The sequence below is a fragment of the Pseudomonas sp. CH235 genome, assembly GCF_004368175.1.
In the GTDB taxonomy this organism is placed as follows: Bacteria; Pseudomonadota; Gammaproteobacteria; order Pseudomonadales; family Pseudomonadaceae; genus Aquipseudomonas; species Aquipseudomonas paraglycinae.
The window spans coordinates 31,411-52,078 of sequence record NZ_RRZJ01000039.1 but is presented as its reverse complement, the minus strand read 5'-3'; the positions used below and the strand labels follow the sequence as shown (position 1 = coordinate 52,078).

General features: G+C 61.6%; 21 protein-coding genes. 11 read left to right on the top strand and 10 right to left on the bottom strand.

All coding sequences use genetic code 11. From position 1 onward, the window contains the following. Positions 1-445: 445 nt before the first annotated feature. The 7 genes from nagE to EIY71_RS26355 form a co-directional block, all read right to left on the bottom strand. Positions 446-2,161, bottom strand: a complete 1,716-nt coding sequence (nagE, locus tag EIY71_RS26385; RefSeq protein ID WP_134023700.1) for an N-acetylglucosamine-specific PTS transporter subunit IIBC — start codon at positions 2,159-2,161, stop codon at positions 446-448. 23 nt (positions 2,162-2,184) lie between these two features. After that, the gene (gene ptsP, locus EIY71_RS26380) at positions 2,185-4,698 is read right to left on the bottom strand and encodes a phosphoenolpyruvate--protein phosphotransferase (RefSeq protein ID WP_134023698.1); all 2,514 of its coding nucleotides are present in this window, start codon (positions 4,696-4,698) and stop codon (positions 2,185-2,187) included. A gap of 35 nt (positions 4,699-4,733) precedes the next feature. Beyond that, complete coding sequence (locus EIY71_RS26375; protein WP_134023696.1) at positions 4,734-5,756, bottom strand: SIS domain-containing protein; 1,023 nt, start codon at positions 5,754-5,756, stop codon at positions 4,734-4,736. Further along, positions 5,737-6,843: an N-acetylglucosamine-6-phosphate deacetylase gene (gene nagA / locus EIY71_RS26370; RefSeq protein WP_134023694.1), complete on the bottom strand. Its 1,107-nt coding sequence runs from the start codon at positions 6,841-6,843 to the stop codon at positions 5,737-5,739. Before nagA ends, EIY71_RS26375 begins: the two co-directional genes overlap by 20 nt. 30 nt (positions 6,844-6,873) lie before the next feature. Next, positions 6,874-7,605 carry a GntR family transcriptional regulator gene (locus EIY71_RS26365; protein WP_007954613.1) on the bottom strand — a complete coding sequence of 244 codons (732 nt, stop codon included), beginning with the start codon at positions 7,603-7,605 and terminating at the stop codon, positions 6,874-6,876. 328 nt (positions 7,606-7,933) lie between these two features. Then, the gene (locus tag EIY71_RS26360; RefSeq protein WP_007954614.1) at positions 7,934-8,449 is read right to left on the bottom strand and encodes a murein L,D-transpeptidase family protein; all 516 of its coding nucleotides are present in this window, start codon (positions 8,447-8,449) and stop codon (positions 7,934-7,936) included. A 102-nt stretch (positions 8,450-8,551) separates the two neighbouring features. Then, the gene (locus tag EIY71_RS26355; protein WP_134023692.1) at positions 8,552-9,103 is read right to left on the bottom strand and encodes an NUDIX hydrolase; all 552 of its coding nucleotides are present in this window, start codon (positions 9,101-9,103) and stop codon (positions 8,552-8,554) included. A gap of 147 nt (positions 9,104-9,250) precedes the next feature. On the opposite strand from EIY71_RS26355, the gene EIY71_RS26350 reads away from it, so the two are divergent. The 5 genes from EIY71_RS26350 (at position 9,251) to purT (ending at position 12,606) form a co-directional block, all read left to right on the top strand. Then, on the top strand, positions 9,251-9,850 hold the full coding sequence (locus EIY71_RS26350; RefSeq protein WP_064382420.1) for a CoA pyrophosphatase: 600 nt from the start codon (positions 9,251-9,253) through the stop codon (positions 9,848-9,850). A gap of 47 nt (positions 9,851-9,897) precedes the next feature. Continuing rightward, positions 9,898-10,422, top strand: coding sequence for a gamma carbonic anhydrase family protein (locus EIY71_RS26345; protein WP_134023690.1), 525 nt, complete (start codon positions 9,898-9,900; stop codon positions 10,420-10,422). After that, positions 10,419-10,628: a DUF1289 domain-containing protein gene (locus EIY71_RS26340; RefSeq protein WP_085747018.1), complete on the top strand. Its 210-nt coding sequence runs from the start codon at positions 10,419-10,421 to the stop codon at positions 10,626-10,628. Before EIY71_RS26345 ends, EIY71_RS26340 begins: the two co-directional genes overlap by 4 nt. A gap of 228 nt (positions 10,629-10,856) precedes the next feature. After that, positions 10,857-11,324 carry a preQ0 transporter gene (locus EIY71_RS26335; protein ID WP_007954619.1) on the top strand — a complete coding sequence of 156 codons (468 nt, stop codon included), beginning with the start codon at positions 10,857-10,859 and terminating at the stop codon, positions 11,322-11,324. A gap of 100 nt (positions 11,325-11,424) precedes the next feature. Continuing rightward, positions 11,425-12,606, top strand: a complete 1,182-nt coding sequence (gene purT, locus EIY71_RS26330) for a formate-dependent phosphoribosylglycinamide formyltransferase (RefSeq protein ID WP_134023688.1) — start codon at positions 11,425-11,427, stop codon at positions 12,604-12,606. 47 nt (positions 12,607-12,653) lie between these two features. Here purT and EIY71_RS26325 read toward each other — a convergent pair whose 3' ends face one another. The 3 genes from EIY71_RS26325 to EIY71_RS26310 form a co-directional block, all read right to left on the bottom strand. Next, positions 12,654-13,970: an MFS transporter gene (locus EIY71_RS26325; protein WP_134023686.1), complete on the bottom strand. Its 1,317-nt coding sequence runs from the start codon at positions 13,968-13,970 to the stop codon at positions 12,654-12,656. 235 nt (positions 13,971-14,205) lie between these two features. After that, positions 14,206-15,447, bottom strand: a complete 1,242-nt coding sequence (locus EIY71_RS26315; RefSeq protein WP_085747020.1) for a transporter associated domain-containing protein — start codon at positions 15,445-15,447, stop codon at positions 14,206-14,208. 12 nt (positions 15,448-15,459) lie between these two features. After that, positions 15,460-16,272: an inner membrane protein YpjD gene (locus EIY71_RS26310; RefSeq protein WP_007954625.1), complete on the bottom strand. Its 813-nt coding sequence runs from the start codon at positions 16,270-16,272 to the stop codon at positions 15,460-15,462. A 209-nt stretch (positions 16,273-16,481) separates the two neighbouring features. On the opposite strand from EIY71_RS26310, the gene ffh reads away from it, so the two are divergent. The 6 genes from ffh (at position 16,482) to EIY71_RS26280 (ending at position 20,557) form a co-directional block, all read left to right on the top strand. Continuing rightward, on the top strand, positions 16,482-17,858 hold the full coding sequence (gene ffh / locus EIY71_RS26305) for a signal recognition particle protein (protein WP_134023684.1): 1,377 nt from the start codon (positions 16,482-16,484) through the stop codon (positions 17,856-17,858). A 249-nt stretch (positions 17,859-18,107) separates the two neighbouring features. After that, positions 18,108-18,359, top strand: coding sequence for a 30S ribosomal protein S16 (gene rpsP / locus EIY71_RS26300; protein ID WP_003198088.1), 252 nt, complete (start codon positions 18,108-18,110; stop codon positions 18,357-18,359). A 5-nt stretch (positions 18,360-18,364) separates the two neighbouring features. Beyond that, positions 18,365-18,901, top strand: a complete 537-nt coding sequence (rimM, locus tag EIY71_RS26295; protein ID WP_007954628.1) for a ribosome maturation factor RimM — start codon at positions 18,365-18,367, stop codon at positions 18,899-18,901. A 3-nt stretch (positions 18,902-18,904) separates the two neighbouring features. Further along, on the top strand, positions 18,905-19,657 hold the full coding sequence (gene trmD, locus EIY71_RS26290; protein ID WP_134023682.1) for a tRNA (guanosine(37)-N1)-methyltransferase TrmD: 753 nt from the start codon (positions 18,905-18,907) through the stop codon (positions 19,655-19,657). Positions 19,658-19,702: 45 nt separating this feature from the next. Continuing rightward, complete coding sequence (gene rplS / locus EIY71_RS26285; protein WP_003175895.1) at positions 19,703-20,053, top strand: 50S ribosomal protein L19; 351 nt, start codon at positions 19,703-19,705, stop codon at positions 20,051-20,053. Positions 20,054-20,143: 90 nt separating this feature from the next. Beyond that, on the top strand, positions 20,144-20,557 hold the full coding sequence (locus tag EIY71_RS26280) for an acyl-CoA thioesterase (protein ID WP_134023680.1): 414 nt from the start codon (positions 20,144-20,146) through the stop codon (positions 20,555-20,557). The last annotated feature ends 111 nt before the right edge of the window (positions 20,558-20,668 follow it).

Below are 20,668 nucleotides of genomic sequence, written 5' to 3'. Positions count from 1 at the left end.
CATCGCCTACGGTTTGCTTCGCTGCACCTCCTCTCGATGCATGCGGCTTCGCCGCACGGTCGCTGCGCTCCCACCCCCGGATAAATCCCTCCACTCAGCCTTCCGATGGGGCCGGCACGTCAAAAGCCTTTCTCGAGCTAACGCTCATCGTGTTGAGTGGTGGGGAGCGAAAGCAGGAGCAGGAGCAGGAGCAGGAGCAGGAGCAAGGAGCAGAAGAAGGGGAGGAAGCAAAGGAAGTAAAGGAGGCAAAGGAAGCAGAGGAAGCACAATTCGAGTTGCATGCATTTTATAACCCGAGTTCACCTCGGTATGTCACGTCGGCGTACCTCTCCCAAACAACGCGGTCAGTCCCCTCTCCCTTCGGGAGAGGGTTAGGGTGAGGGGAATTCTGCGACCGTACAAAAATGCATCGAATCACCCCCCACTCATCGATTCAGAGGTCGCCCTAAACCTTGGCACTGACCTCACTTCGATTGACCAACCCCTCCAGCGCCGTACTCAAACTCTGCGCCCGATCCCCCACCAGCAAGTGCCACACGCCATCTTCCAGCGCGCTCACACCCAGACATCCAAGCTCTTTCAAGCGGCTTTCCGAAAGCGCCTTGCCATCGGCCAGTTGCAGGCGGATCCGGCTCATGGCGATGCAGTCGAGTTGCAGCACGTTGTCGCTGCCGCCCAGAGCGGTCAGCCATTGCTGGGCCTGGGGTGTGGAGACTGCGACGGGTTCGCTGGTTTCGACAACAGCGACAGGGGCAGCCACCACGGCTCGGCCCAACGCGGGCATCGCCAGGCGAATCTCATCGGCAATGCTGTCGGCCATCGGCCCAACAACCACCTGCAAACTTCCACCCTTGCCCGGACGCACAACAGCCATCGCGCCCAGCGCTTTCAAATCAGCATCCGACGCTTTGTTGCGATCGACCATTTCCAGTCGCAGCCGCGTGGTGCATGCGCCGACGGTGACCAGATTTTCCGCGCCGCCGAGTGCCTTGATGTAAGCGCTGGCGCGTTCGTTTTCGGTCAGGACCGCTTTGCCGGCGGTGGCGACGTCTTCGCGGCCCGGGGTTTTCAGGTTGAAGCGGCGGATACAGAAATCAAACACCGCGTAGTAGATGACCGCATACGCCAGGCCCACCGGCACCACCAGCCAGCCGTTGGTCGAGCGTCCCCAACCCAGCACCATGTCGATGAAGCCACCGGAGAAGGTGAAGCCCAGATGGATGTTCAGTGCGTTGGTGATTGCCATCGACAATCCGGTCAGCAGCGCGTGCAGCAAAAACAGCAGCGGTGCGAGGAACATGAAGGCGAATTCGATCGGTTCGGTGACGCCGGTGAGGAACGCGGTCAGGGCCATCGACAGGAAGATCCCGCCCATGACTTTGCGCCGCTCCGGCAGGGCGTTGCGGTACATCGCCAGGCAGGCGGCGGGGAGGCCGAAGATCATGACCGGGAACATGCCGGTCATGAACTGGCCGCCTTTCGGGTCGCCGGCGAAGTAGCGGGACAGGTCACCGGTGACCAGCGCGCCGGTGGTTGGATCGGTGAAGTTGCCGAACACGAACCACGCCATGTTGTTGAGGATGTGGTGCAGGCCGGTGACGATCAGCAGGCGGTTGAACACGCCGAAGACGAACGCGCCAAAGCTGCCGCTTTCCATCAGCAGGGTGCCGAAGCTGTTGATGCCGTGCTGGATCGGCGGCCAGATATAGCCGAACAGCACGCCCAGGCCGACCGCGCTGAAGCCGGTGACGATGGGGACGAAACGCCGGCCGCCGAAGAATGCCAGGTATTCCGGCAGCTTGATGTCCTTGAAGCGGTTGTACAGCGCGCCGGCCATCAGGCCGCTGACGATCCCGGCGAGCATGCCCATGTTGATGCTCGCATCGAGCACCTTGAGGGTGGAAATCATCACCAGGTAACCGATCACCCCGGCGAGGCCGGCGGTGCCGTTGTTGTCCCGGGCGAAGCCGACCGCGATGCCGATGGCGAAGATCATTGCCAGGTTGGCGAAGATCACCTGGCCGGCGTCGTGGATGATCGCGATGTTCAGCAGGTCAGTGTCGCCCAGGCGCAGCAGCAGGCCGGCGATCGGCAGGATCGCGATCGGCAGCATCAGCGCGCGGCCGAGGCGTTGCAGGCCTTCGATGAAGAGTTGGTACATGGCGTTTGTCCTTGTTGTTTTTGTTAGCGCAGAGGCCAATGTTGATGACAGGCATGACGCACCGCGGCGGCGCTGCTCAGCTTGAGCAGGTCCCGGGCGAGGCGTTGGCATTCGGCTTCGTGCAGCTGGCGCACGCGGTCCTTGATTTCGCCGATCTGTACCGGGCTCACCGACAGTTCGGTCACGCCCAGGCCGATCAACACTGGCGTCGCCAGCGGATCCGAGGCGAGGGCGCCGCACACGCCGACCCAGCGTTTGTGCACCGCCGCGCCTTCGCAGGTCATGGCGATCAGGCGCAGCAGCGCCGGGTGCAAGGCATCGACCCGTGCGGCGAGGCCGGCGTGGTCGCGGTCCATGGCCAGGGTGTATTGCGACAGGTCGTTGGTGCCGATGGACAGGAAGTCCGCGTGTTCGGCCAGTTGTTCGGCCTGCAATGCAGCGGCCGGGACTTCGATCATCACGCCGATTTCCGGACGTTGATTGATGCCGAGTTCCAGACACAGCGCATCGACCCGCTGGCGGATGTGCAGCAGTTCGTCGACTTCGGTGACCATCGGCAGCAGTATCCGGCAGCGCTGCAACGGGCTGACTTGCAGCAGGGCGCGCAGTTGCTGATCGAGGATTTCCGGGCGGGCCTGGGCCAGGCGAATGCCGCGCAGGCCGAGTACGGGGTTGGCTTCCACCGGCAGCGGCAGGTAGTCGAGTTGTTTGTCGCCGCCGACGTCGATGGTGCGGATGATCACCGATTTGCCGCCCATGGCATCGATCACAGCTTGATAGGCGGCGCGTTGTTCTTCGACGTCCGGCGCAGTGTGGCGATCGACGAACAGAAACTCGGTGCGCAACAGGCCGACGCCGTCGGCGCCGTTGGCAAACGCATCGGCCGCTTCGTGGCTGGAGGCAACGTTGGCGACCACTTCGATGGCCACGCCATTGCGGGTTTCCGCCGGCAGATGGGCCTGAGCTTGCTGGGCGTCACGACGTTGTTGGCGGTCGATCTGCGCCTGGCGGACTTCGGCCAGACGCTCGGCACCCGGCGTCAGTTCGAGGCGACCGCCGTCGGCGTCGAGGACCACCGATTGGCCTTGCGTCTGATCGAGCAGCGCCGAGCCCAGTGCGACCATGCACGGCAGGCCTTTGCCCCGGGCCAGAATTGCCACGTGGGAAGTTGCGCCACCTTCTGCCATGCACAAGCCGGCGACGCCTTGCGCGCTCAGTTGCAGCAGGTCCGACGGCGTCAGTTCGTGGGCGGCGACGATGGCGCCGGCCGGCACGTCGTAATGCCAGGCTTCGCCGAGCAGCGCGCGCAGCACCCGTTGCTTGAGGTCGCGCAGATCGTTGGCGCGTTCGGCCAGCAGCGGGCTGCCGGTGTTTTGCAAAACCTCGCATTGCGCATCGATGGACTGGCTCCAGGCGTGGGTCGCTGCGGTGCCGGTTTCAATCGATTGTTGGGCGGCGTCGAGCAGGGCCGGGTCTTCCAGCAAGGCCAGATGCGCGGCGAAGATGGCTTCTTCGTCGGCATTGCGGTGTTTTTTCGCCTGGGCGAGGGTGCCGTCGATTTCGCTGCGGACCTGATTCAGCGCGGTGTCGAGAATCTGCAATTGGTGCTCGGGCTGATGATTGCCGGTGTCGGCCGGCAGGCTGATCGCGTTCAAACGAAACAGCGGCCCGCCCACCAGTCCCGGTGCGGCGCAAACACCGTGCAACACACCAGCTTCGGCGGGGCGATTGCGTGGGGTGGCGGCAACCGGTGCGGCGGCGTGATGATCCTCCGACAGGGCGGTGGCCAGTGCGGTGAGCAAGGCTTGCAACGCAGCCTGTGCGTCCGGGCCCTGGCAACTGACCTGCACTTCGTCCTGCTCGCCAATCGCCAGGCCCATCAAACCGATGAGGCTGTTGCACGGCGCCGACTTGCCGGCGAAATGCAGCTGCGAATGGCTTTTGAAACCTTGCGCGGTCTGGCGGATCAACGCCGCCGGGCGTGCATGCAGACCGCCGCGATGGGCGACCTGCACGTGACCGTGAACTTCCGGGCCGCCGAGTTCTTCTGTGTTCGCCGCTGCGCTGTGACGAGCGACGATGTGCAGCAGCGGTTCACCCACTTTCACCGTTTTCAGGGTGATGGGGCGCGCCTGGAAATCCTGGCTGTTGGTCAGGATCAGCAGGCTGACCAGGCTTTTGCACTGGCGGCCGACCTTGTCCAGGTCATAGCGCAGCAGCGGCTGGCCATTGCTGACCCGCGCGCCTTCCTTGACCAGCATCGAGAAGCCTTCGCCCTGCAACTCCACCGTGTCCAGACCAAGGTGCAGCAACAGCTCGGCGCCGTTGTCGGCGCGCACGGTCAGTGCATGGCCGGTGCGGGCGACGTGGATCACCACCCCGGCGCAGGGCGAATACAGGGTGTCGTTCAGCGGATCAATGGCAATGCCGTCGCCCATCGCGCCGCTGGCGAACACCGCGTCCGGGACTTTGGCGAGCGTGAGCACCGGGCCGCTGAGCGGGGCGCTTAAAGTCAGCTCTTTATTGTTGTTGTGCATGGCTCGGTCTCATCAGGAAAACGTTCGGTTCGGACTCAGTGCGTACGGGTGACTTTGCTCAGGTGTCGCGGCTGATCCGGGTCCATGCCACGGGCCACGGCCAGACCGGCTGCCATCACGTAGAAACTCTGGATCGCCAGGATCGGATCGAGGGCCGGGTGCTCGGCACGGCTCAGGGTCAGGTCGCGCTCGCTGACGTCATCCGGTGCGGCCAGCAACACGCGGGCGCCGCGCTGACGCATCTCGGCTGCCAGGCTCAGCAGACCGGCCTGTTCGGCGCCGCGCGGGGCGAATACCAGTAGCGGGTAATGTTCGTCGATCAGGGCCATCGGGCCGTGACGGACTTCGGCGCTGCTGAAGGCTTCGGCCTGGATCGCCGAGGTTTCCTTGAATTTCAGCGCGGCTTCCTGGGCGATGGCAAAACCCGCGCCACGGCCGATCACCATCAACCGCTCGCAATCGCGCAGGGCGTCGATGGCCAGGCTCCAGTCCTGCTTCGCGGCTTCGCGCAGGCCTTCGGGCAGGGCGTTGTGCGCTTCCAGCAATTCGCTGTCTTCTTTCCAGTGGGCGATCAGGCGGGCGCTGGCGCTGAGGGTGGCGATGAAACTCTTGGTCGCGGCGACACTGCTTTCGGTGCCGGCCAGCAACGGCAGGCTGAATTCACAAGCAGCTTCCAGCGGCGAATCGGCAGCGTTGACCATCGACACGCTGAGGGCGCCGCGTTTGCGCAGCAGACGCAGACTGTTGACCAGATCCGGGCTCTGGCCCGATTGGGAGAACGCGAACGCGACCTGACCGCTGACCTTCAACGGCGCCTGTTGCATGGTCACCACCGACATCGGCAGCGACGCCACCGGTACGCCGAGTTGCTGCATGGTCAGGTAGGCGAAGTAGCTCGCGGCATGGTCGGAGCTGCCACGGGCAACGGTCATCGCCACTTGCGGCGGCTGACGGCGCAGGCGTCCGGCGATCTCGATCATTTGCGGGTCGAGCTGTTGCAGTTGTGCTTGCACGGCCTCGAACGAGGACAGCGCCTCCTCAAGCATTTTTGAAGTCAATGTCTTCTCCTTCGACCATGACGGCGGTCAGTGTGAGTGAGCGATCCAGCCGCACGCAGTCGGTCCAGGCGCCGGGTTGCAGGCGCCCGCGTTCGGTGATGCCGAGATAGTCGGCGGGGAATTGCGAAAGACGTTGCGAGGCCTCGGCGATCGGCAGACCGATTTTCACCAGATTGCGCAGGGCCTGATCCATGGTCAGGGTGCTGCCGGCCAGGGTGCCGTCGGGCAGGCGCACGCCGCCCAGGCATTTGGTGACGGTGTGGCTGCCGAGCTTGTATTCACCGTCGGGCATGCCGGCGGCGGCGGTCGAGTCGGTGACGCAGTACAGGCACGGAATCGAACGCAGGGCCACGCGGATCGCGCCGGGGTGTACGTGCAGCAAGTCCGGAATCAGCTCGGCGAATTTGGCATGGGCCAGCGCCGCGCCGACGATGCCCGGCTCGCGGTGATGCAGCGGGCTCATGGCGTTGTACAGGTGGGTGAAACTGGTGGCGCCGGCTTCGAGGGCGGCGACGCCTTCCTCGTAACTGCCGAGGGTGTGGCCGATCTGCATGCGGATGCCACGGCTGCTCAACTCACGAATCAAACCGTCATGGCCGGCGATTTCCGGGGCGATGGTGATCACCCGGATCGGCGCCAGCGCCAGATAGTCTTCGACCTCGGCCATCAACGCGGTGTGGGCAAAGTTCGGCTGGGCGCCGAGCTTGCCGGGATTGATGTACGGGCCTTCGAGGTGAACGCCGAGCACCCGGGCGGCGCCTTTCGGACGCTGCTCGCAGAACTCGCCGACCTCCTTGAGCACGCTGGCAATCTCGGCACTCGGCGCGGTCATGGTGGTGGCCAGCAGCGAGGTGGTGCCGAAGCGCACGTGGGTCTTGGTGATGGTTTCGAAAGCGCTGGCGCCTTCCATGATGTCCTTGCCGCCACCGCCGTGGACGTGCAGGTCGATGAAACCCGGCAGCAGATACGGCAAGTCATTGGTCGCCGGATCGCAAGGCACGCCTTCGATCGACACGACTCTGCCGTGTTCGTGGATCAGCCGGCCGCGAATCCAGCCGTCAGCGGTGAGGATGTTGTCTTCAGACATTTCGCTTCTCTCGTTTGGCCTGGCTGCTGATCAGCGGCGAAGCTCTGCAACAAAGTCGTAGTAGTCGTTGCGGCAATAGGTGTCGGTGACTTCGATCGGCGTGTTGTCTTCCAGGTAGCCGACCCGGGTCATCAGCAGCATCGCGGTGCCGGGGGCGATGCCGACGAGTGCGGCGAACTCGTCCGAGGCGTTGATCGCCTGGATGTGCTGCAAGGCGCGCACGATCGGTTTGCCGATGCTGTCGAGGTGTTCGTAGAGGGAATCGCCCACCACCTGTGGCTTGGGCATGATCGAGGCGGGCAGGGTGCTCATCTCGATGGCCATCACGGTGTCGTCGGCTTTGCGCAGGCGTTTCATGCGCGCGACCTTGTCGTTCGGCGACAGGCCGAGGCGGATCAGTTCTTCGTGGGTCGGCAGGGTGATTTCCCGCTCGAGCCATTGCGAGCTGGGCACGAAGCCCTTGAGGCGCAGCATTTCGCTGAAACCCGACAGACGCGAGAGCGGTTGTTCAAGGCGCGGGGTGATGAAAGTGCCGGAACCTTGCAGGCGGCGGATCAAACCTTGATCGAGCAGGACTTCCAGCGCCTTGCGGGCGGTGACCCGGGAAATCCCCAGCATTTCGCTGAGATTGCGCTCCGACGGCATCGCCTGTTCGGCTTTCCACTGGCCGGCATGGATCGCCGCTTCCAGGTTGCGCGCCAGTTGCAGGTACAGCGGCGTCGGCTGGGAGTCGTCAGGGCGCAGGGCGTGGAGGTCGTTCATGCAAGGCACTTCCGGAGCTGATATTGGTTTGTTGTCGCTCGCTGTTTCGGCGAAAACTAATACCACTTGCATACCATGTCAACGCAGCGGAAAGGCCTGTAGTCCTTTGGAATCGGGTGTTTCAGGGCGGGTGGCTTCAAGTGGTATTAGCGGTGGGCTATGGAAAGCAAAAGATCGCCGTCTGCGGCAGTTCTGGCGGGTGAAAGTGGTATCACCGTTCAGACGTTGCCGCAGGCTGCGATCTTTTGAATTTATTTTTTACGGGCGACCAATGGTCAGGAGAAAGGGCCGCTTCGCGGCCCATTGCAACAACTGCCTGGTTACGGAATCAGGGGCGGATTTCGATCATCGTGCCGTCCGGCACCAGGTTCCAGACTTCGCGCATGTCGACGTTGCGCATGGCGATGCAGCCATCGGTCCAGTCCAGGGTATGGAACAGTTGTTCCGGGTTGTCTTCGGAGTCCGGCGTGCCGTGGATCATGATCATGCCGCCAGGCTCGACGCCTTCGCGGCGGGCGCGGGCGGAGTCGCTAATGTTCGGGTAGGAGATGTGCATCGACAGGTTGAATTTGTCGCTGGTCTTGCGCCAGTCGATCCAATAGAAACCTTCCGGTGTGCGCTTGTCGCCCTCAATCAGCTTCGGGCCTTTTTTCGCGCCCTTGCCCAGGGAAATGCGATAGCTCTTGAGTGGCTTGCCGTCGGCGATCAACTGCAGCTGATGGGCCGATTTGAGCACCAGTACTTTTTCGATGAGCGGGGTGTTCGAAGGCGTCACGGTGGTCACGAATGACGCTTGGGAGACGGTGACGAACGACAGGCAGAACAGGGCAAGCAACCAGCGCATTGAAACGATTCCCCAGAAATGAAGCAGATACTTTATTTATAGATAGTGTGCAGGCGCTGTCGCGGGCTGCGTTAGCCGGTTATCGGCCGGCCGCCGTCGAAATCAAGTAATGGCCGGTTGAGTGAGCGGCGGGATCGATTCGGAGCGAACCGGATAGACCTCGACGCGCCGGTCAGCGAAGAAACATTCCAAAGTACGGCCCACCGTACGGAAAGCCAGCTCGTTCCACGGAATGTCTTCCTCGTCGAACAGTTGCACTTCCAGGCTTTCGGGGCCGGCGGCGAAGTCCAGATCCGCCAGCTCGGCGCGGAAAAACACATGCACCTGACTGATATGTGGCACGTCGATCAGGGTGTAGATGCTCAGGTTGCGCACCCGGGCGCAGGCTTCCTCGGCGGTTTCGCGAATGGCGGCCTGTTCGATGGTCTCGCCGTTCTCCATGAACCCGGCAGGCAGCGTCCAGTAACCGAGGCGTGGCTCGATGGCGCGGCGGCACAGCAGGACTTTGGTGCCCCAGGTCGGCACGCAACCGGCCACGATATTGGGGTTCTGGTAGTGAATCGTCTGACAGCTGTCGCAGACGAATCGCAGCCGCGAGTCGCCTTCGGGAATGCGCTGGGTCACCGGGTTGCCGCACTGGCTGCAAAATTTCATGCTGGGGTTCCTGAATGCTGCGCCTATCTTGGCGTGCAGCGGTGTCAGTCGGCAAGTTGTCGTTTCGCGACATGACCGCCGTTCGGGGCTTGGGCGGTCGCAATGATTGGTGCATGATGCAGGGTAAGGCACCGATCGAGAACACTTATGCTGGACGAGCTACTGCACCGGGTAAGCAATCACACGCCGCGCACGCTGGAGACCGACACGCGTTTCCCCGAGGCCGCTGTCCTGGTGCCGATTACTCGCAGTGACGAACCCGAACTTGTCCTCACCCTGCGCGCCAGCGGGCTCTCGACCCACGGCGGCGAAGTCGCCTTCCCCGGAGGACGACGCGATCCCGAAGACCCGGACCTGGTGTTTACCGCGCTGCGTGAAGCCGAAGAGGAAATCGGCCTGCCGCCAGGACTGGTCGAAGTGATCGGTCCGCTCAGCCCGCTGATCTCCCTGCATGGCATCAAGGTCACGCCGTATGTCGGGGTGATTCCCGATTTTGTCGAATACCAGGCCAATGATGCCGAGATCGCTGCGGTGTTCAGTGTGCCGCTGGAGTTCTTCCGCAAGGATCCGCGCGAACACACCCATCGCATCGACTATCAGGGTCGCAGTTGGTACGTGCCGAGCTACCGTTACGGCGAATACAAGATCTGGGGGCTGACGGCGATCATGATCGTCGAGTTGATCAACCTGCTCTATGACGCCAAAATCAGCCTGCATCAGCCGCCTAAAAGCTTCATCAATACCTGAAGCCATCGCTCGAATGGCCAGCCATCGTGAGCCCTGAGGAAAACAAGATGAAATACCGCCTGGGCGACGCCCGTGTCGAAACCCATCCGCAGAGCTGGGTCGCCCCCAATGCCGTGCTGGTGGGCAAGGTCAAACTGGAAGAGGGCGCCAACGTCTGGTTCAACGCCGTGTTGCGCGGCGACAACGAACTGATCCTGATCGGCAAGAACAGCAACGTGCAGGACGGCACGGTGATGCACACCGACATGGGCTATCCGTTGACCATCGGCACCGGCGTGACCATCGGCCACAACGCCATGCTCCACGGCTGCACGGTCGGCGACTACAGCCTGATCGGCATCAACGCCGTCATCCTCAACGGCGCGAAAATCGGCAAGAACTGCATCATCGGCGCCAATTCGCTGATCGGCGAAGGCAAGGAAATTCCTGACGGTTCGCTGGTGATGGGCTCGCCGGGCAAGGTCGTGCGCGAACTCACCGAGCCGCAGAAGAAGATGCTCGAAGCCAGTGCCGCGCACTATGGGCATAACTCCCAGCGCTATGCGCGCGATCTGGTCGAGCAGGAAGAATGACAACCCCGGAAAGACCTGTCGCCTCGCCGTGCGTGAGCATTTGCGCGCTGGACGAAGACGACATTTGCACCGGTTGCCAGCGTACGGTCGAGGAGATCACTCGCTGGAGCCGGATGACGAATGATGAACGCCGGGTTGTCCTCGGGCTGTGTCATGAGCGGGCGAAGGCCAGTGGGCTGGTCTGGATGTTGCCGCCAAAATCGTGATCATTCTGAGAGTGCCCTCACCCTAACCCTCCCCCAGAGGGAGAGGGGACTGACCGAGGTGTCTTTCGCTATACGCCGACCTGAGCCATCGAGTCGAACTCAAGATTTGAAAAGCCCCCGATCTGCTCCCTTTCCCCCTCGCCCCCTTGGGGGAGAGGGTTGGGGTGAGGGGGTGGCTCTTGATCTTCGGGTCCAGTAACCTGTGCGCCAAATTGACAGGTCACGCCCATGATTTTCCTCATCGCCTACATCAGCAGCGTCGTGCTGATCAACTTCGCTTTCTCTACCGCGCCGCACCTGGACATCATCTGGTCGGCCTGGGGCGGGCTGGTGTTCGTGCTGCGCGACATGGTGCAGATCCGCTTCGGCCACGGCGCGATTGTGGCGATGCTGGCGGCGCTGGTGCTGTCCTATGTCACGTCCGATCCGTCGATTGCACTGGCCAGCGCCACGGCATTCGCGGTCTCCGAGTGCATCGACTGGCTGGTGTTCACCATCACCAAGCGCCCGTTGCGCGACCGCTTGTGGATCAGTTCGGCGCTGAGCATTCCCCTCGATACCTTCATCTTCTTCGGCATGATCGACCTGCTGACGCCGCCGGTGCTCATCACCGCGCTGGCCTCGAAGTTCGCCGGTGTGACTGCGGTCTGGCTGATCATGGCCTGGCGCGAACGCAAACAGGCTGTCGCCGGCTGAAGCCAAACCCTCAGGTTCATGTAAAATGCCGCGCTTTCTCCCCATGGAAAGCGCGTCTGGCGTTGCTTTCCTCGATGATCCGCTTCTTTGAGGACCTGAGATGACCCGTATCGGAACTCCATTGTCGCCGACCGCGACCCGCGTATTGCTGTGTGGCTGTGGTGAGTTGGGCAAAGAAGTGGTGATCGAGCTGCAACGCCTGGGCGTTGAAGTGATCGCCGTTGACCGTTACGCCAATGCGCCGGCCATGCAGGTTGCCCATCGCAGCCACGTGATCAACATGCTCGACGGCGCCGCCCTGCGTGCAGTGATCGAAGCCGAGAAGCCGCACTTCATCGTGCCGGAAATCGAAGCCATCGCCACCGCGACTCTGGTCGAACTGGAAGCCGAAGGCTTCACCGTGATCCCGACCGCTCGCGCCGCGCAACTGACCATGAACCGCGAAGGTATCCGTCGCCTGGCCGCCGAAGAGCTGGACCTGCCGACTTCGCCGTACCACTTCGCCGATACCTTCGAGGACTACAGCAAAGCCGTTGAAGACCTGGGTTTCCCGTGCGTCGTCAAACCGGTGATGAGTTCGTCGGGCAAGGGCCAGAGCCTGCTGCGCAGCGCCGATGACGTGCAGAAAGCCTGGGATTACGCCCAAGAGGGCGGTCGCGCCGGCAAAGGTCGCGTGATCATCGAAGGCTTCATCGATTTCGACTACGAAATCACTCTGCTGACCGTGCGTCACGTCGGCGGCACGACTTTCTGTGCGCCGGTCGGCCACCGTCAGGAGAAGGGTGACTATCAGGAATCCTGGCAGCCACAGGCCATGAGTCCGGTGGCGCTGGCTGAATCCGAGCGCGTTGCCAAAGCCGTGACCGAAGCGTTGGGCGGCCGTGGCCTGTTCGGCGTGGAGCTGTTCATCAAAGGCGATCAGGTGTGGTTCAGCGAAGTGTCGCCGCGTCCGCACGACACCGGTCTGGTGACCCTGATTTCCCAGGACCTGTCGCAGTTCGCCCTGCACGCCCGGGCAATCCTCGGTCTGCCGGTGCCACTGATCCGACAGTTCGGCCCATCGGCTTCGGCGGTGATTCTGGTGGAAGGCCAGTCGACCCAGACCGCATTCGCCAACCTCGGCGCTGCACTGAGCGAACCGGATACCGCACTGCGTCTGTTCGGCAAGCCTGAAGTCAACGGTCAGCGCCGCATGGGTGTTGCACTGGCCCGTGACGAGTCGATTGAAGCCGCTCGCGCCAAGGCGACCCGTGCTTCCCAGGCTGTTGTTGTAGAGCTGTAATCTCGCAACCTGATCGCTCCCGCATCGGGCGGGAGCGATCAGGGCATTTACGACACCTGATTCAAATCGTTATTAAGCGTTTCCTTCAGGCACAGCACAGCGATCAAGCTGAGCACCGCGGCCGCCGACACATACCCGCCGACGTAACTCAAACCACCCATCGCCACCAGTTTCTGCGCGAAGAACGGCGCCGCCGAGGCTCCGACAATGCCGCCGAGGTTGTAGGCTGCCGATGCACCGGTATACCGGACATGCGTCGGAAACAGTTCCGGCAGCAGCGCACCCATCGGGGCGAATGTCACCCCCATCAGAAACAGCTCGATGCACAGGAACAGCGCCACGCCCCAGGTCGATCCCTGAGTCAGCAGCGGCTCCATCAGAAACCCGGAGAGAATTGCCAACACACCGCCGACGATCAGCACCGGCTTGCGCCCGTAACGGTCACTTGCCCAGGCTGACAGTGGCGTCGCGGCTGCCATGAACAGTACTGCGAAGCACAGCAGCCCGAGGAATGTCTCGCGGCTGTAACCCAATGTGGATACGCCGTAGCTCAGGGAAAACACCGTCGAGATGTAGAACAGTGCGTAGCAGACCACCATGGCGGCGGCGCCCAGCAGCGTCGGTGCCCAGTATTGGCTGAACAGCTCGACCAGCGGAACTTTCACTCGCTCCTGACGGGCGATGGCATTGGCGAACACTGGGGTTTCGTGGAGTTTGAGGCGCACGTACAGCCCGACCATCACCAGCACGGCGCTGAGCAGGAACGGAATCCGCCAGCCCCAGCTGCGGAACTGTTCGTCATTGAGCGTCATGGCCAAGGACAGGAACAGACCATTGGCGGCCAGAAAGCCAATCGAAGGGCCGAGCTGCGGGAACATGCCGAACCACGCCCGTTTACCTTTCGGGGCGTTTTCGGTGGCCAGCAGCGCCGCGCCGCCCCATTCGCCACCCAATCCCAGGCCCTGGCCGAAGCGCAGCACGCAAAGCAGGATCGGCGCCCAGGCCCCGATGCTGTCGTAACCCGGCAGCACGCCGATCAGCGTGGTGCAGACACCCATCAGCAGCAGCGAAGCCACCAAGGTCGATTTGCGCCCGATCCGGTCACCGAAGTGGCCGAACAGCGCCGAACCCAAAGGTCGGGCGAGGAAGGCGATGCCGAAGGTCAGGAATGCCGAGAGCATCTGCGCCGTGCCGGAAGTCTGCGGGAAAAACACCGGCCCGATCACCAGCGCAGCGGCGGTGGCGTAGACGTAGAAATCGTAGAACTCGATGGCCGTGCCGATGAAGCTCGCCGTGGCCACGCGGGTGGCGGAGTTGGTCGGTTGGGCAGGCGTGGTGTCGCTGTAAGCGGTACTGGTCGTCATGCGGTGATCCCTGACAGTCATGAGCTCCGTTGGAGCGAATTATTATGGTCGAACACCCAGGGATGTGGGATGAGGCGCGATCGCTGCTTCAGGTAGGAACAGTCGTCGGTGTGATGCGGATATTGCCGATGAACCGGCCGGAATTTGTCGGGTGCGGGGTAAGCACGCGGTTCGGCGGGGCTTGGGTAAGCCCCGCGATTATAGGAAGGTGGCTAACGATTGAACAAGAGGCTGCCTAGCGCGCCGTGGCCAGCGCCGGGGCCGAAGTGGTGTGCCAGATCAGGACTTTGCTCACCCGGTTCTCCTCGGTTTCGAGAATCTCCAGCCGGTAGCGGCCGATCTTCAGGCAGACCGCGCTTTCCGGGATGGTTTCCAGCGCTTCGGTTACCAGGCCATTGAGCGTCCGGGGGCCGTCGCTGGGCAGGTGCCAGCCCAGGCATTTGTTCAGTTCGCGAATCGACGCCGCGCCATCGATCACCATGCGACCATCGGCCTGTGGGTGGATGTGCGGATTGTCGAGGCTGTGCTCGCTTTCGAATTCGCCGACGATCTCTTCGAGAATGTCTTCCAGGGTGACGATGCCGAGGACTTCGCCGTACTCGTCCACCACCATGCCCAGACGCCGCTGCTGCTTGTGGAAGTTCAGCAGTTGCAGTTGCAGCGGGGTGCTTTCAGGGACGAAATACGGCTCGTAACTGGCCGCCAGCAACGCTTCGCGGGTCAGGCTGCCATTGTCCAGCAGGTGACGGATCTGCCGGGTGTTGAGCACCGCTTCGACCTGATTGATATCGCTGTGGAAGACCGGCAGGCGAGTGCGCCGGTTCTTGCGCAATTGCTCGATGATTTCTTCGATCGGATCGTCGAGGTTGATGCCGTCGACATCGCTGCGCGGCACCAGAATGTCGTTGACCGTGATGTTGTCCAGCGCATGGATGCCTGAAACCGGGTGTGGGCGCACCGGATGATCCGGGTCGTCATGACGCTCCGTCGGCACATCATCTTCGCTCTGTTGCACCACCTGGGCCTTGCGAATGAACGGGCGCATCAGCAAAGCACTGATGCGGCTGAGCAACCAGGCAAGCGGGTAAACCACCTTCAGCGGGACCGCCAGCAGCGTATTGCCGAACGCCAACACCGCATCCGGATAACGCTGGGCGAGGGCGCGGGGGAAATAGTCGGCAAAGACAAGCAGCAGGGCGCCGGCACCGAGGCAAGCCGCCCAGGGGCCGTTTTCTTCGCAGAGAAAGATTGCCAGCAGCGTGGCCAGAATGACGGCGAGGGCGCGGCACAGGGTATTGCAGAGGATCAGGCTTTCGAGCGGGAAACTGAGCTTTGCCAGCGGCTTGTCGCTGGCGCGGGAGGCGGTGCGTTGCGCGAGCAGGTGCTGTTGCGCCGCTTCGACGGCGGTAAACAGCCCCGACCAGAGAATCAGCAGAACAAATACCGCGAGCATCGGCCCTATGGGCAAACCGTCCATTTATGCCGCCCGTCAGATGTGCAGGATGTATTCACGAACCAGTTTGCTGCCGAAATACGCGAGCATCAGCAGGCAGAAACCGGCGAGGGTCCAGCGGATTGCCTTGTGCCCGCGCCAGCCGAGCCGGTTACGGCCCCACAGCAGGACGCTGAACACGATCCAGGCCAGGCAGGCCAGCAGGGTTTTATGCACCAGGTGCTGGGCAAACAGGTTCTCGACGAACAGCCAGCCGGAAATCAGCGACAGCGACAGCAGCGTCCAGCCGGCCCAGAGGAAGCCGAACAACAGGCTTTCCATGGTCTGCAGCGGCGGGAAATTCTTGATCAGCCCGGACGGGTGCTTGTGCTTGAGCTGGTGATCCTGCACCAGCAGCAACAAGGCCTGAAACACCGCAATGGTGAACATGCCATAGGCGAGGATCGACAGCAGAATGTGCGCGAGAATGCCCGGTTCTTCATCGATGACCTGCACCGTGCCGGTCGGCGCGAATTGCGCCAGCAGCACCGTGATTGCACCCAGCGGGAACAGCAGCACCAGCAGGTTTTCCACCGGGATCCGCGAGCAGGCCAGCAGGGTCAGGGCAATGACGGCCGCCGCAATCAGGCTGGAAGCGCTGAAGAAATCCAGGCCCAGACCGATCGGCGTCAATAAATGGGTGAGCAGGCTGGCGCTGTGGGCCAGCACGGCGAGGACGCCGAGCGAGACCAGCAGGCGCTTGTTGGCCTTGGCGCCAGTGGCCAGGCGGGTGCCCTGATAGAGAGTCGCAGCGGCATAGAGAAGGGCGGCGGCGAGGGTGGTCAGCAAACTCGGTGACAAGGGGAGCATAAATCCTGTTAGGCAAGCCCGAAAGGCGCTGAGTTTGGCATAGAACCGCCGTTGCACGAAAGACCGGCAAGCTGACAGCGAGGTGTCCGCCAGACGCAGTCTTCGCTATAATCCGCGACCTGCCCACGCCGCAGGCTCGCCGAGCACATGTTGATTCCGGTCTGGGCCGCCATTATCCCGGTCTACACAGGGCCTGAAAGGATCGCGCAATGTTTGAAAACTTAACCGACCGTCTCTCGCAGACGCTGCGCCATGTCACCGGCAAGGCGAAGCTGACCGAGGACAATATCAAAGAGACCCTGCGCGAAGTGCGCATGGCGTTGCTCGAAGCCGACGTCGCCCTGCCGGTGGTCAAGGACTTCGTCAATTCGGTCAAGGAACGCGCTGTCGGCACCGAGGTGTCGCGCAGCCTGACGCCGGGCCAGGCGTTCGTGAAGATCGTCCAGGCCGAACTCGAAAGCCTGATGGGTGCGGCCAACGAAGACTTGAACCTGAGCGCCGTGCCGCCTGCCGTCATTCTGATGGCCGGTCTGCAGGGTGCGGGTAAAACCACCACCGCCGGCAAGCTGGCGCGTTTCCTTAAAGAGCGCAAGAAGAAGTCGGTCATGGTCGTGTCGGCGGACATCTACCGTCCTGCTGCTATTAAACAGCTGGAAACCCTGGCCAATGATATCGGCGTGACGTTCTTCCCGTCCGACCTGAGCCAGAAGCCGGTCGATATCGCCAACGCGGCTATTAAAGAAGCAAAACTGAAATTCATCGACGTGGTCATCGTCGACACCGCCGGTCGTCTGCACATCGACGAAGAGATGATGGGCGAGATCAAGGCGCTGCACGCCGCGATCAATCCGGTTGAAACCCTGTTCGTGGTCGACGCCATGACCGGTCAGGACGCGGCCAACACGGCCAAGGCCTTCGGTGATGCACTGTCGCTGACCGGTGTGATCCTGACCAAGGTCGACGGTGATGCCCGTGGCGGTGCCGCGCTGTCCGTTCGCGCAATCACCGGCAAGCCGATCAAGTTCATCGGTATGGGCGAGAAGAGCGAAGCGCTCGATCCGTTCCACCCTGAGCGTATCGCTTCGCGGATCCTCGGCATGGGCGACGTGCTCAGCCTGATCGAACAGGCTGAAGCGACGCTCGACAAGGACAAGGCCGACAAACTGGCCAAGAAGCTGAAGAAGGGCAAGGGCTTCGACCTCGAAGACTTCCGCGATCAGCTGCAACAGATGAAGAACATGGGCGGCCTAGGTGGGCTCATGGACAAACTGCCGAACATCGGCGGCGTCAATCTCTCGCAAATGGGCAATGCCCAGAGCGCCGCAGAGAAGCAGTTCAAACAGATGGAAGCCATCATCAATTCCATGACCCCGGCCGAGCGCCGCGACCCTGAGCTGATCAGCGGTTCGCGCAAGCGCCGGATCGCCATGGGTTCCGGCACCCAGGTGCAGGACATCGGTCGCTTGATCAAGCAGCACAAGCAGATGCAGAAGATGATGAAGAAATTCTCCGCCAAGGGCGGAATGGCGAAAATGATGCGCGGCATGGGCGGTATGTTGCCCGGCGGCGGCATGCCAAAGATGTAAAGACTTCGCCGGTCGTCGCACCGGCGCAGACCCTGCAAGGACGCAGGATCAACAGCAAACCCGCACTCGGCGGGAGCTGACCGGCCGTTTTGAACGACGGCCCCATATGCAAATCTGCACGGCATGCCACAGGCGCCGGAAAAAGTCATTTGCAAAAGTCCGGATATTCCTTAGAATATGCGGCCTTTCGGGCACCCATGCCCGCTGTGCATTTAGATTTGCAGCACCGACTACAGGAACGATGTTCACATGCTAACAATCCGTCTTGCCCTTGGCGGCTCCAAAAAGCGCCCGTTTTACCACCTGACCGTAACCGACTCCCGCAACCCGCGTGACGGTTCCCACAAAGAACAGGTTGGTTTCTTCAACCCTGTTGCCCGTGGTCAGGAAGTTCGTCTGTCCGTGAACCAAGAGCGCGTTGCCTACTGGCTGAGCGTTGGTGCACAGCCTTCTGAGCGTGTTGCTCAGTTGCTGAAGGAATCTGCCAAGGCTGCAGCCTGAGCAGTATGAGCGCGACGCCAGAAAAAGCTGATGACCTGATCGTTGTCGGCAAGATTTTTTCGGTTCACGGCGTTCGCGGCGAGGTGAAGGTCTTTTCCTTTACCGATCCGATTGAAAACCTGTTGAACTACCGCAACTGGACGCTTCGGCGCGAAGGCGTGGTAAAGCAGGTCGAGCTGGTCAGCGGCCGATCCACTCAAAAGGATCTGGTTGCCAAGCTCAAAGGCCTCGACGATCGCGATGAAGCCCGTCTTCTGAGCGGTTACGAGATTTGCATCTCGCGAAGCCTTTTGCCCAACCTGACTGGCGACGAGTACTACTGGTACCAGTTGCAGGGTCTGAGTGTCATCAACCAGAACGAAGAATTCTTCGGCAAGGTTGATCACCTGTTGGAGACCGGCGCGAACGATGTATTGGTGGTCAAGCCCTGCGTCGGCAGCCTGGATGATCGCGAGCGGTTGTTGCCCTATACGGAGCAATGCGTGCTGGCAATCGACCTGGAAGCAGGCGTGATGAGGGTGGAATGGGACGCGGACTTCTAAGCAATGGCCAGCCTGCGCGTAGACGTCATTACGCTGTTTCCCGAGATGTTCTCGGCCATCAGTGAGTACGGCATTACCAGTCGTGCGGTCAAACAGGGGCTCTTGCAGCTGACCTGTTGGAATCTGCGGGATTACACGACGGATCGGCATCACACTGTGGACGATCGCCCGTTTGGCGGTGGTCCGGGCATGGTGATGAAGATCAAGCCCCTGGAAGATGCTCTGGTTCAGGCCAAGGCAGCAGCCGGGGAGGCGGCGAAGGTGATTTACCTGTCCCCCCAAGGCCGTCAACTGACTCAGTCGGCGGTACGCGAATTGGCTAAATCGGATGCGTTGATCCTGATTGCCGGTCGCTATGAAGGCATTGACGAGCGTTTTATTGATGCTCATGTCGATGAAGAGTGGTCGATTGGTGACTATGTGTTGTCTGGCGGCGAGCTGCCGGCCATGGTCATGATCGATGCGGTTACACGACTGCTGCCCGGAGCTTTAGGGCATGCGGATTCCGCTGAGGAAGATTCCTTTACGGATGGTCTGCTGGATTGCCCGCACTACACCCGACCTGAGGTGTATGCGGATCAGCGTGTTCCCGACGTGTTGCTGAGTGGCAATCACGCGCATATCCGGCGTTGGCGTTTACAGCAGTCCCTTGGTAGGACCTATGAACGACGCGCCGATCTTCTGGAAAGCCGCTCGCTTTCTGGAGAAGAGAAGAAGCTGCTCGAGGAATACATCCGCGAGCGGGACGATAGTTAACAACGTATCGATGGTAGATCAGACGATTTACCTTAGGAGCACAGCATGACCAACAAAATCATCCTTGCACTCGAAGCAGAGCAGATGACCAAAGAAATCCCTACCTTTGCCCCGGGCGACACCATCGTCGTTCAGGTGAAAGTGAAGGAAGGCGATCGTTCCCGTCTGCAAGCGTTCGAAGGCGTTGTAATCGCCAAGCGTAACCGCGGCGTGAACAGTGCGTTCACCGTTCGTAAAATCTCCAACGGTGTTGGCGTAGAACGTACTTTCCAGACCTACTCCCCGCAGATCGACAGCATGGCTGTCAAACGTCGCGGTGACGTACGTAAAGCCAAGCTGTACTACCTGCGCGACCTGTCGGGTAAAGCAGCTCGCATCAAGGAAAAACTGGCTTAAGTCCAGCTTCCGATGCAGAAAAAAGCAGCCTACGGGCTGCTTTTTTGTTGCCCGCAATTTATCCACAGCATTCCGTTCCAGGCCTGACCCATGACCCCTCGCGAGCAAGAAATCGAACGCCGCACCGAACTCTCGGTGACCCGCGTGACCAAGGCGGTTTTCCCGCCGACCACCAATCACCACAACACCCTGTTCGGCGGCACCGCACTGGCCTGGATGGACGAAGTGTCGTTCATCACCGCCACGCGGTTTTGCCGTTTGCCGCTGGTGACCGTGTCCACCGATCGCATCGACTTCAATCACGCGATCCCGGCAGGATCCATCGTCGAACTGGTCGGGCGGGTGATCAAGGTTGGCAACACCAGTCTCAAGGTCGAGGTGGAAGTGTTCGTCGAAAGCATGGGCTGTGACGGGCGTGAGAAGGCCATTCACGGGCAGTTCAGCTTTGTTGCCATCGATGATGACAAGCGTCCGGTGCCGGTGCTGCCGGGTTTCGCGGCCTGATCCAGCACCGAGCCGCGGCATTCGCGGGCAAGCCCGCTCCCACAGATTTTGTGTTGTCCGCTGATGTTGTGTTCGACACGGACACTGTGGGAGCGGGCTTGCCCGCGATTT

Excerpts from the sequence above, each read along its gene's own strand:
- nagE (WP_134023700.1), bottom strand. The coding sequence starts at position 2,161 with ATGTACCAACTCTTCATCGAAGGCCTGCAACGCCTCGGCCGCGCGCTG.
- ptsP (WP_134023698.1), bottom strand. The coding sequence starts at position 4,698 with ATGCACAACAACAATAAAGAGCTGACTTTAAGCGCCCCGCTCAGCGGC.
- nagA (WP_134023694.1), bottom strand. The coding sequence starts at position 6,843 with ATGTCTGAAGACAACATCCTCACCGCTGACGGCTGGATTCGCGGCCGG.
- EIY71_RS26365 (WP_007954613.1), bottom strand. The coding sequence starts at position 7,605 with ATGAACGACCTCCACGCCCTGCGCCCTGACGACTCCCAGCCGACGCCG.
- EIY71_RS26360 (WP_007954614.1), bottom strand. The coding sequence starts at position 8,449 with ATGCGCTGGTTGCTTGCCCTGTTCTGCCTGTCGTTCGTCACCGTCTCC.
- EIY71_RS26355 (WP_134023692.1), bottom strand. The coding sequence starts at position 9,103 with ATGAAATTTTGCAGCCAGTGCGGCAACCCGGTGACCCAGCGCATTCCC.
- EIY71_RS26350 (WP_064382420.1), top strand. The coding sequence starts at position 9,251 with ATGCTGGACGAGCTACTGCACCGGGTAAGCAATCACACGCCGCGCACG.
- EIY71_RS26345 (WP_134023690.1), top strand. The coding sequence starts at position 9,898 with ATGAAATACCGCCTGGGCGACGCCCGTGTCGAAACCCATCCGCAGAGC.
- EIY71_RS26340 (WP_085747018.1), top strand. The coding sequence starts at position 10,419 with ATGACAACCCCGGAAAGACCTGTCGCCTCGCCGTGCGTGAGCATTTGC.
- EIY71_RS26335 (WP_007954619.1), top strand. The coding sequence starts at position 10,857 with ATGATTTTCCTCATCGCCTACATCAGCAGCGTCGTGCTGATCAACTTC.
- purT (WP_134023688.1), top strand. The coding sequence starts at position 11,425 with ATGACCCGTATCGGAACTCCATTGTCGCCGACCGCGACCCGCGTATTG.
- EIY71_RS26325 (WP_134023686.1), bottom strand. The coding sequence starts at position 13,970 with ATGACGACCAGTACCGCTTACAGCGACACCACGCCTGCCCAACCGACC.
- EIY71_RS26315 (WP_085747020.1), bottom strand. The coding sequence starts at position 15,447 with ATGGACGGTTTGCCCATAGGGCCGATGCTCGCGGTATTTGTTCTGCTG.
- EIY71_RS26310 (WP_007954625.1), bottom strand. The coding sequence starts at position 16,272 with ATGCTCCCCTTGTCACCGAGTTTGCTGACCACCCTCGCCGCCGCCCTT.
- ffh (WP_134023684.1), top strand. The coding sequence starts at position 16,482 with ATGTTTGAAAACTTAACCGACCGTCTCTCGCAGACGCTGCGCCATGTC.
- rpsP (WP_003198088.1), top strand. The coding sequence starts at position 18,108 with ATGCTAACAATCCGTCTTGCCCTTGGCGGCTCCAAAAAGCGCCCGTTT.
- rimM (WP_007954628.1), top strand. The coding sequence starts at position 18,365 with ATGAGCGCGACGCCAGAAAAAGCTGATGACCTGATCGTTGTCGGCAAG.
- trmD (WP_134023682.1), top strand. The coding sequence starts at position 18,905 with ATGGCCAGCCTGCGCGTAGACGTCATTACGCTGTTTCCCGAGATGTTC.
- rplS (WP_003175895.1), top strand. The coding sequence starts at position 19,703 with ATGACCAACAAAATCATCCTTGCACTCGAAGCAGAGCAGATGACCAAA.
- EIY71_RS26280 (WP_134023680.1), top strand. The coding sequence starts at position 20,144 with ATGACCCCTCGCGAGCAAGAAATCGAACGCCGCACCGAACTCTCGGTG.